Annotated in this window: 10 protein-coding genes; 6 read left to right on the top strand and 4 right to left on the bottom strand. The window is 70.8% G+C overall.

Annotation, left to right across the window (positions count from 1 at the left end; genetic code table 11):
• The 3 genes from ACFE64_RS14215 to ACFE64_RS14205 all read left to right on the top strand — a co-directional run.
• Nucleotides 1-938, top strand: a 938-nt coding sequence (locus ACFE64_RS14215; protein ID WP_375393113.1) for a DEAD/DEAH box helicase, incomplete at its 5' end; no start/stop codon positions are given.
• 82 nt (nucleotides 939-1,020) lie between these two features.
• The gene (locus ACFE64_RS14210; protein ID WP_375393112.1) at nucleotides 1,021-1,524 is read left to right on the top strand and encodes a TlpA family protein disulfide reductase; all 504 of its coding nucleotides are present in this window, start codon (nucleotides 1,021-1,023) and stop codon (nucleotides 1,522-1,524) included.
• Complete coding sequence (locus ACFE64_RS14205) at nucleotides 1,521-1,730, top strand: DUF1289 domain-containing protein (protein WP_375393111.1); 210 nt, start codon at nucleotides 1,521-1,523, stop codon at nucleotides 1,728-1,730. The genes ACFE64_RS14210 and ACFE64_RS14205 overlap by 4 nt, the downstream gene beginning before the upstream one ends.
• Nucleotides 1,731-1,940: 210 nt before the next feature.
• Here the strand turns inward: ACFE64_RS14205 and ACFE64_RS14200 are convergent, their stop codons facing one another.
• The 3 genes from ACFE64_RS14200 to ACFE64_RS14190 form a co-directional block, all read right to left on the bottom strand.
• Nucleotides 1,941-2,585 carry a glutathione S-transferase family protein gene (locus ACFE64_RS14200; RefSeq protein ID WP_375393110.1) on the bottom strand — a complete coding sequence of 215 codons (645 nt, stop codon included), beginning with the start codon at nucleotides 2,583-2,585 and terminating at the stop codon, nucleotides 1,941-1,943.
• A 50-nt stretch (nucleotides 2,586-2,635) separates the two neighbouring features.
• Nucleotides 2,636-3,673, bottom strand: a complete 1,038-nt coding sequence (locus tag ACFE64_RS14195) for an MBL fold metallo-hydrolase (protein ID WP_375393109.1) — start codon at nucleotides 3,671-3,673, stop codon at nucleotides 2,636-2,638.
• 114 nt (nucleotides 3,674-3,787) lie between these two features.
• Nucleotides 3,788-4,465: a cell cycle transcriptional regulator TrcR gene (locus ACFE64_RS14190; RefSeq protein ID WP_375393108.1), complete on the bottom strand. Its 678-nt coding sequence runs from the start codon at nucleotides 4,463-4,465 to the stop codon at nucleotides 3,788-3,790.
• 230 nt (nucleotides 4,466-4,695) lie between these two features.
• Here ACFE64_RS14190 and ACFE64_RS14185 point away from each other — a divergent pair, with 230 nt between their 5' ends.
• Nucleotides 4,696-4,962 carry a hypothetical protein gene (locus tag ACFE64_RS14185; protein ID WP_375393107.1) on the top strand — a complete coding sequence of 89 codons (267 nt, stop codon included), beginning with the start codon at nucleotides 4,696-4,698 and terminating at the stop codon, nucleotides 4,960-4,962.
• Nucleotides 4,963-5,023: 61 nt separating this feature from the next.
• On the opposite strand, the gene ACFE64_RS14180 is transcribed toward ACFE64_RS14185, so the two are convergent.
• The gene (locus tag ACFE64_RS14180; protein WP_375393106.1) at nucleotides 5,024-6,025 is read right to left on the bottom strand and encodes an NAD(P)H-quinone oxidoreductase; all 1,002 of its coding nucleotides are present in this window, start codon (nucleotides 6,023-6,025) and stop codon (nucleotides 5,024-5,026) included.
• Between the two features lie 75 nt (nucleotides 6,026-6,100).
• Between ACFE64_RS14180 and ACFE64_RS14175 the strand changes: the two genes are divergently transcribed.
• Nucleotides 6,101-6,295 (top strand): DUF1192 domain-containing protein, encoded by a 195-nt coding sequence (locus ACFE64_RS14175; protein ID WP_375393105.1) that lies wholly within the window; start codon nucleotides 6,101-6,103, stop codon nucleotides 6,293-6,295.
• A 120-nt stretch (nucleotides 6,296-6,415) separates the two neighbouring features.
• Nucleotides 6,416-7,268, top strand: an 853-nt coding sequence (locus tag ACFE64_RS14170) for a Clp protease N-terminal domain-containing protein (RefSeq protein ID WP_375393104.1), incomplete at its 3' end; no start/stop codon positions are given.

Raw genomic sequence — 7,268 nt, 5'->3', positions numbered from 1 at the left:
TCCCCGACATCGAGGAGATCTGCACCAAGCTGCCCAAGCAGCGCCAGACCCTGCTCTTCTCCGCGACGATGCCGCCGCCGATCAAGAAGCTGGCGGACAAGTTCCTGGACAATCCCAAGACGATCGAGGTGTCGCGGCCGGCGTCGACCAGCCTCAACATCACCCAGGCGCTGGTGCCGGTGTCGGGCGGCGCGTTCGGCAAGCGCGAGCGGCTGCGCAGCCTGCTCGGCCAGCCCGAGGTGACCACCGCCATCATCTTCTGCAATCGCAAGACGACGGTGAGAGAGCTCAACAAGAGCCTGCAAGGCAGCGGTTTTCGTTCCAGCGAGATTCACGGCGACATGGAGCAGCAGGAACGCCTGCGTGAGCTCGACCGGTTCAAGACCGGCGAGGTGAACATCCTGGTGGCGTCGGACGTCGCCGCGCGCGGGCTGGACATCAAGGGCGTGAGCCACGTCTTCAACTTCGACGCGCCCTGGCATCCGGACGATTACGTCCATCGCATCGGGCGCACCGGCCGGGCCGGCGCGACCGGCACCGCCTATACCCTCGTCGCCGCGGAGGACGAGGAGAACATCGCCAATATCGAGAAGCTGACCGGGCAGACCATCGCGCGCCTGCCGGCCCAGGCCCCGGCTCCCGCCCCCGCCCGCGAGAGCCGACGCGAGCGCGAGACGCCGCCTGCCCGTGCGGGCCGGCGCGACCGCGAGGCGCCGCCCGCGCGCGAGGTGCCGCCCGCGCGTGAGGAGCGACCGGCGCAGCCGGCTCGCCGGGACGAGCCGCGCCGCGAACCGCGGCAGGAAGAGCCGCGGCGGGAGACGCGCCAAGCCGACGCTCCTCGCCGCGACACGCGCCAGCGCGAAGGGCGAGATGACGGTCCGGACGTGGGCTGGAACGGGCCGATCCCCGAGTTCCTCAGCGCGACGCTGAGCTACTAGCCGGGCAAGATTTGCGTTGATCGTCGCCGCGGGGGCGGCGCGTTACCGTGGGCAATCCGCTGCCCCGATCCGGAGACCCGTCATGAAGCGCCTGATCCCCCTCCTCCTGCTTGCCGCCGTCCCTGCCCTCGCCGCTCCCGTCGCGGCCCCGCATGTCGCGGCGCGGAGCTTCGAGCAGCTCGCCAAGCCGCTGCCGCTGCCCTATGCCGAAGGCGCGGACGCCGACGCGGCGGTCGCCGCCGCCAAGGCCCGCGCGCGCCAGGCGCATAAGCTGCTGCTGATCGATCTGGGCGGCAACTGGTGCCTCGACTGCCGCTTGCTGGCCGGCACGATCGAGCTGCCGGACCTGAACGGCTGGGTGAAGCGGCACTATGAGGTGGTGACGGTGGACGTCGGCCGCTTCGACAAGAACGGGCAGATCCCAGCCCATTACGGCATCACCGGCCGGCTGGCGGGCGTGCCCGCGGTGCTGGTGGTCGATCCGCGCACCGACCGGCTGGTCAACAAGGGCCACGAGACCGCGCTCAGCGACGCGCGCTCGCTCACCCCGCAGGCGCTGGCCGACTGGCTCGCGCGCTGGGTGTGAGCGACGGCTTCCTCGACATCGTCGCGCCCGAGCCCGCGGATGTGGCAAGCCCCTGCGTCAACGTGTGCGTGATCGGCGACGACGGCTTGTGCGATGGCTGCGCGCGCACGCTGACCGAAATCGCCGGCTGGAGCGCGGCATCGTGGGACGAACGGCGCGCGGTGCTGGCGGCACTGCCGGGACGGCGGACATATTCGGCTTCCTAGGTTCGGATCGAATATCACTGATGCTCCCCGGCGGAGCAGAGGGCTCAGGTGCCAGCGGTCCGATACCGAATCCCGGCCTCCGCCGGAAAGGACCCCGTCACCCCGGCCGAAGTGCCGGGGTCCACTCTGGGCCCTGCCCCGACAATCGACCGCGAATGTGAGCGTTCAGATCATCCACGGTGGACGCCGGCACAGGGCCGGCATGACGGCTCAGCCTGCCGGCGCGGGCTGCTTCGCCTGCATCTGACCGATCAGCTCCGTGTCGATCTGCTTGGCCTTGCCGTACGCCGGCCGGGCCGTCAGCCGCTCGGCATAGGCGGTGAAGCTGTCGCGCTTGGGAAGAGAGCCGAACTGCTGGCCCCAGATGATCTGCGATCCGAAATACACGTCCGCCGCCGTGAATCGCTCGCCGCAGACATAGGCGTTCGCCGCCACCTGCCGGTCGAGCACGTCGACCACCGTGTCATAGGTGCCGTAGCCCGCCATCCGCTGCTGCTGCTCGTTCGGCGCCCAGCCGAGCGAATTGTTGGTCACCGCCGCCTCGACCGGCCCGGCGGCGAAGAACAGCCAGCGATAGTAAGCGGCGCGCTCGGCCTCGCCCTCGGGCGCGAGCCGCGCCTCGGGATAGACATCGGCGAGATAGGCGCAGATCGCCGCGCCTTCGGTGACGACGTTGCCGCGGTGGACGATCGCGGGCACCTTGCCCATCGGATTGACCGCCAGATACTCCGCGCCCTTCAGCGTCGTGCCGTAATCGAGCACCACCGTCTCATAGTCGGCGCCCGCCTCCTCCAGCATCCAGCGGGCGATCTGCCCGCGCGACATGGGATTGGTGTAGAAGGTCAGCTCGGCCATCGCATCCTCCATCGTTCGGAACGTCGATGGAACAGCGTCGGCACCCGGCGTCAAGCCGCGCGGCTGTACCACCAGACGCCGTGCCGATCCTCGCGCGTCGCGCGCCCTTCCACCTCCAGCCGGCGCAGATGCGCGAGCGACTCGCCGGTCGCCATGCCGAGCACGTCGGGGCCGATCGGGCGGCGGAACAACGCGCCGAAACAGTCGACCGCGCGGCGCGGCGCGTCGAGAATCGCCTCGACCGCGTCCAGCCGCTCGCGATGCTCGGTGTCGAGCGCATCCAGCCGCGGGTGCAGGCCGCGGAACGGATCGCCATGGCCGGGCAGCACCAGCAGGTCGGCCGGCAATTGCTTGAGCTTGGCGATCGAGTCGAGCCACTCGCCGAGGGGGTCGGCGTCGGGCTCGCTGACGGTGAGCGACACGTTGGAGCTGATGCGCGGCAGCACCTGATCGCCCGCGATCAGGATGCCGCGCTCCGCGTCGAGCAGGCAGGCATGTTCCGGGCTGTGGCCGGAGCCGACCACCACGCGCCAGTCCCGCCCGCCCAGCGTCAGCGTATCGCCGTCGCGGATGCGGACGAAGCCGAGCGGCAGGTGCGAGACGATGCGCGCGAAATTGCTCCAGCCGCGCTCGGACGCGTTGGCGACCTGCGCATCGTCCCAGCCGGCCGCGCGCCAGAAGGCGACCATCTCGGGCGGCACCTCGTCGCGCCGGTCGGCGGCGAGCATCCGCACCATCAGCCATTCGGCGCGCGTCATCAGCAGCGGCGCGGCGTGGCGGCGGCAGAGCCAGCCCGCCAGCCCGACATGGTCCGGGTGCATGTGCGTGCAGATCACCCGCGTCACGGTGCGGCCCGCCAGCGGCCCGGCGAGCAGCGCCTCCCAGGCCTCGAGACTGACCTGGCTGTTGGGCCCGGTGTCGATGACGGTAATGCCGCCATCGGCCTCGTCGATGAGGTAGCCGTTGACGTGCTTCAACGGCCCCGACATCGGCACGCGCCACCAATGGAGGCCGGGGGCGATCGCGATCAGCTCGCCGGGGGCGGGCGTGTTCTCGCCGAAGGGATAGGTGAGCGTAGGCGCGTGCATCGCCGATCGGTAGCAAGGCCCGCCCGGGAGGTCACGCCCAACCGGTCACGCCGGCCGACGAGCCGGCCTCCAGGCGGGACCCCGGCCTTTCGGCGGGGGCGACGGCGGAAGAGATTACCTGCGAAAGGGGTCGAACAGCGCGTTAGGGTCCGGCGTTGCCGGCACCAGCCCCGCTTCCAGATCGCGGGCGTGCTGCTCGCGCTCGGCGCGGAGCTGCCCGATCAGCGCCTCGCGGTCGCCTTCCAGCCGGGGATCGTTCGGCTGCGCCTCCAGGCCCGCGGCCTTGGCTGCCTTGGCGACGGCGGCGTCCAGCTCGCGCTGCGTGGTGAGCCCGAGCGTCACCGGATCCTTCGGCGTGATGTTGGAAATGTTCCAGTGGCTGCGATCGCGGATCGCGGCGATGGTGGTGCGGGTGGTGCCGATCAGGATGCCGATCGCGCCGTCGGTGATCTCCGGGTGGTTGCGGATGATCCAGGCGATGCCGTCGGGCTTGTCCTGCCGCTTCGAGACGGGCGTGTAGCGCGGGCCCTTGGTGCGGCGGACCTGATCGGGGCCGCGGGTCATCTGCAGGCGGTAGCTCGGGTCGGCCTGGCCCTTGTCGATCTCGTCCTGCGTCACCTCGTGGGCGCGGACCGGATCGCGGCCGGTGAGCTTGGTCGCGGCAGTATCGTCGGCGATCGCCTGCACCTCCAGGATGTGAAGGCCGCAGAACTCGGCGATCTGCTCGAACGAGAGCGAGGTATTGTCGACCATCCACGAGGCGGTCGCGTGGGGCATGAGCGGCTGGGCCATGCGGAAACTCCGGACAAAGAAACGGCCGCCCCTTATCGAGGCGGCCTTGCATGGCGACTGGTCTAGTCCACCCCCGGCGCGAGGGCAAGCGGCTGTCACATCCGAGCAACAGAGCGTGGCTAATCGCTCCTTCGACGCGGATTCGCGCGTCCATCGCTTGAGAGGCCGGGCGGGGCACGGGTAATGCCCCCGTGATCTTGCAAGCGTCATCTTACAGGGAGTGCCGTTCCATGCCGAAGTTCAAGGGCCTCGCCGCCGTCGCCGCGGGCGCGGCGCTCATGTCCGCCACCACCGTCGCCGCGGCGACGCCGCCGGCCAACCCGGCCGCCGGCCTGTCGCTGTCGCCCGCCGCCCGCGCGGCCGCGCCGGCGGCGGGCGCCAGCCGTCTCGGCGCGGCCGTGCCGACCACGACGCTGATCTCGATCGGCGTGCTGGCGGCCCTGGTCGCCATCGTCCTGGTGGCGACCAAGGGCGACGACAACAGCGACAGCAACTGAGGACGGGGGCAGCCGCCCCGATCGGACGGCCGCCCTCCCCCGCCGGCGGCGGGTCCGCCCGCTAGCGCACCACCTCCAGCACGATCTTGCCGACATGGTCGCCCGCCTCCATGCGGGCGTGGGCGGCCGCCGCTTCGCCGAGCGGATAGACCTGGTCGATCACCGGGCGCAGCCGGCCCGCCGCGACATGCGGCCAGACGGCGCGGTGGAGCTCGTCAGCGACCAGCGCCTTGAACGCCGCGTCGCGCGGGCGCAGCGTCGAGCCGGTCAGCGTCAGGCGCCGGCGCATCACGTCGACCAGCGGAATCGTCGCGGTCAACCCGCCCTGCACCGCGATCGAGACGTGGCGGCCGTCATCCGCCAGGCATTGCAGGTTGCGCGGCACATAATCGCCGCCCACCATGTCGAGCACCGCCGCCACGCCCTTGCCGCCGGTGATCTCCTGCACGCGGGCGACGAAATCCTCGGTTTTGTAGTTGATCGCCGCGGCCGCGCCGATCTCCCGAGCCCGCGCGCACTTTTCGTCGGAGCCGGCGGTGACGATCACGGTCAGTCCGAACAGCCGCCCCAGCGCGATCGCGGTGGTGCCGATGCCGGAAGTGCCGCCGTGCACCAGCACCGTGTCGCCCTCGGTCGCGTAGGCGCGCTCGAACAGGTTGGTCCACACGGTGAACAGCGTCTCGGGCATCGCTCCCGCTTCGATCATGCTCAGCGCCGGCGGCACGGGCAGGCACTGGCCCCAGGGCGCCGCCGCGTATTCGGCATAGCCGCCGCCCGCGATCAGCGCGCAGACCTGCTGGCCCAGCGCCTCGGGGCCGACCCCTTCGCCGACCGCGACCACCTCGCCCGCGATCTCCAGCCCCGGGATGCTGGGCGCGCCGGGCGGCGGCGGGTAAAATCCGCGCCGCTGCGCGACGTCGGGGCGGTTCACCCCGGCCGCGGCCACACGGACCAGCACTTCGCCCGGCCCCGGCCGCGGCACCGGCCGCTCGACCGCCACCAGCACCTCGGGCCCGCCCGGCTGGGCCGGATCGATCGCCTGCATCGTCTCGGGTAGGTCCATGCGCGTAAGCCCCTGATCCGACGATGGGAGCACGCGTTATTGACATGACCGCGCCGCCGGTCAACGCTAACGGCCATGGACGTGGACGATGCCACCCCGCGGCCCGGCGACCTGCTCGCCGAGCTGGTCCGGCAGGACCTGGACCCGCTGTCGGTCGCGGAGCTGGAGGCGCGGATCACCGCGCTGGAGGGCGAGATCGCGCGCTGCCGGTTGAAGATGGACCGCGCGGTTAACCACCGGGCAAGCGCCGACGCGTTATTCAGGCGATGAGCGGCACGCGCGTCTCGCCAGCCACCGGCGCGACGCCATGCGGCTTGATGCGACGCCGCGGCATACCGACATGGCAGGAAACGGGTCCGTATCCCCCGGCGGCCCGACAGGAGTAATCGAATGCCCTCTTTCGCCTCCGCGCTCGAGACCACGCTGCACAAGGCGCTCGAAGCCGCGTCGTCCCGCCGCCACGAATACGCGACGCTGGAGCACCTGCTGCTGGCGCTGGTCGACGACGAGCACGCCTCCAAGGTGATGGCCGCGTGCAACGTCGACACCGGCGAGCTGAAGACCACCGTCGCGCATTATCTCGACACCGAGCTTGACGCGCTCAAGGTCGATCAGGCGACCGACCCTTCCCCCACCAGCGGCTTCCAGCGCGTGGTCCAGCGTGCGATCCTGCACGTCCAGTCTTCCGGCCGCGACGAGGTGACGGGCGGCAACGTGCTCGTCGCGCTGTTCTCCGAGCGCGAGAGCTATGCCGTCTATTTCCTCCAGCAGCAGGACATGAGCCGGCTGGATGCGGTCAGCTTCATCAGCCACGGCGTCGGCAAGGGCGGTCAGGCCGAGACGAACACGCCCAAGGGTGCGGCGTCGGAGGACGAGAAGCCGGCCAAGGGCGCCGACAAGAAGGGCTCGGGCGAGAGCGCGCTGAAGCAGTTCTGCGTCGACCTGAACGAGAAGGCCAAGAACGGCCGCGTCGATCCGCTGATCGGCCGCGGGCCGGAGGTGGACCGCACCGTCCAGATCCTGTGCCGCCGGTCCAAGAACAACCCGCTCTACGTGGGCGATCCCGGCGTCGGCAAGACCGCGATCGCCGAGGGCCTGGCGCGCAAGATCGTCGAGGGCAACGTGCCCGAGGTGCTGCTGCCGGCGGTCATCTATTCGCTCGACATGGGCGCGCTGCTCGCCGGCACCCGCTATCGCGGCGATTTCGAGGAGCGGCTGAAGGCGGTCGTCAACGAGCTGGAGA

The organism is uncultured Sphingomonas sp. (assembly GCF_964250165.1).
GTDB lineage: Bacteria > Pseudomonadota > Alphaproteobacteria > Sphingomonadales > Sphingomonadaceae > Sphingomonas.
Note: the sequence above shows the minus strand (reverse complement) of the source record. Positions and strands in the feature narration are given on the sequence as shown.

Excerpts from the sequence above, each read along its gene's own strand:
- ACFE64_RS14210 (WP_375393112.1), top strand. The coding sequence starts at position 1,021 with ATGAAGCGCCTGATCCCCCTCCTCCTGCTTGCCGCCGTCCCTGCCCTC.
- ACFE64_RS14200 (WP_375393110.1), bottom strand. The coding sequence starts at position 2,585 with ATGGCCGAGCTGACCTTCTACACCAATCCCATGTCGCGCGGGCAGATC.
- ACFE64_RS14195 (WP_375393109.1), bottom strand. The coding sequence starts at position 3,673 with ATGCACGCGCCTACGCTCACCTATCCCTTCGGCGAGAACACGCCCGCC.
- ACFE64_RS14190 (WP_375393108.1), bottom strand. The coding sequence starts at position 4,465 with ATGGCCCAGCCGCTCATGCCCCACGCGACCGCCTCGTGGATGGTCGAC.
- ACFE64_RS14185 (WP_375393107.1), top strand. The coding sequence starts at position 4,696 with ATGCCGAAGTTCAAGGGCCTCGCCGCCGTCGCCGCGGGCGCGGCGCTC.
- ACFE64_RS14180 (WP_375393106.1), bottom strand. The coding sequence starts at position 6,025 with ATGGACCTACCCGAGACGATGCAGGCGATCGATCCGGCCCAGCCGGGC.
- ACFE64_RS14175 (WP_375393105.1), top strand. The coding sequence starts at position 6,101 with ATGGACGTGGACGATGCCACCCCGCGGCCCGGCGACCTGCTCGCCGAG.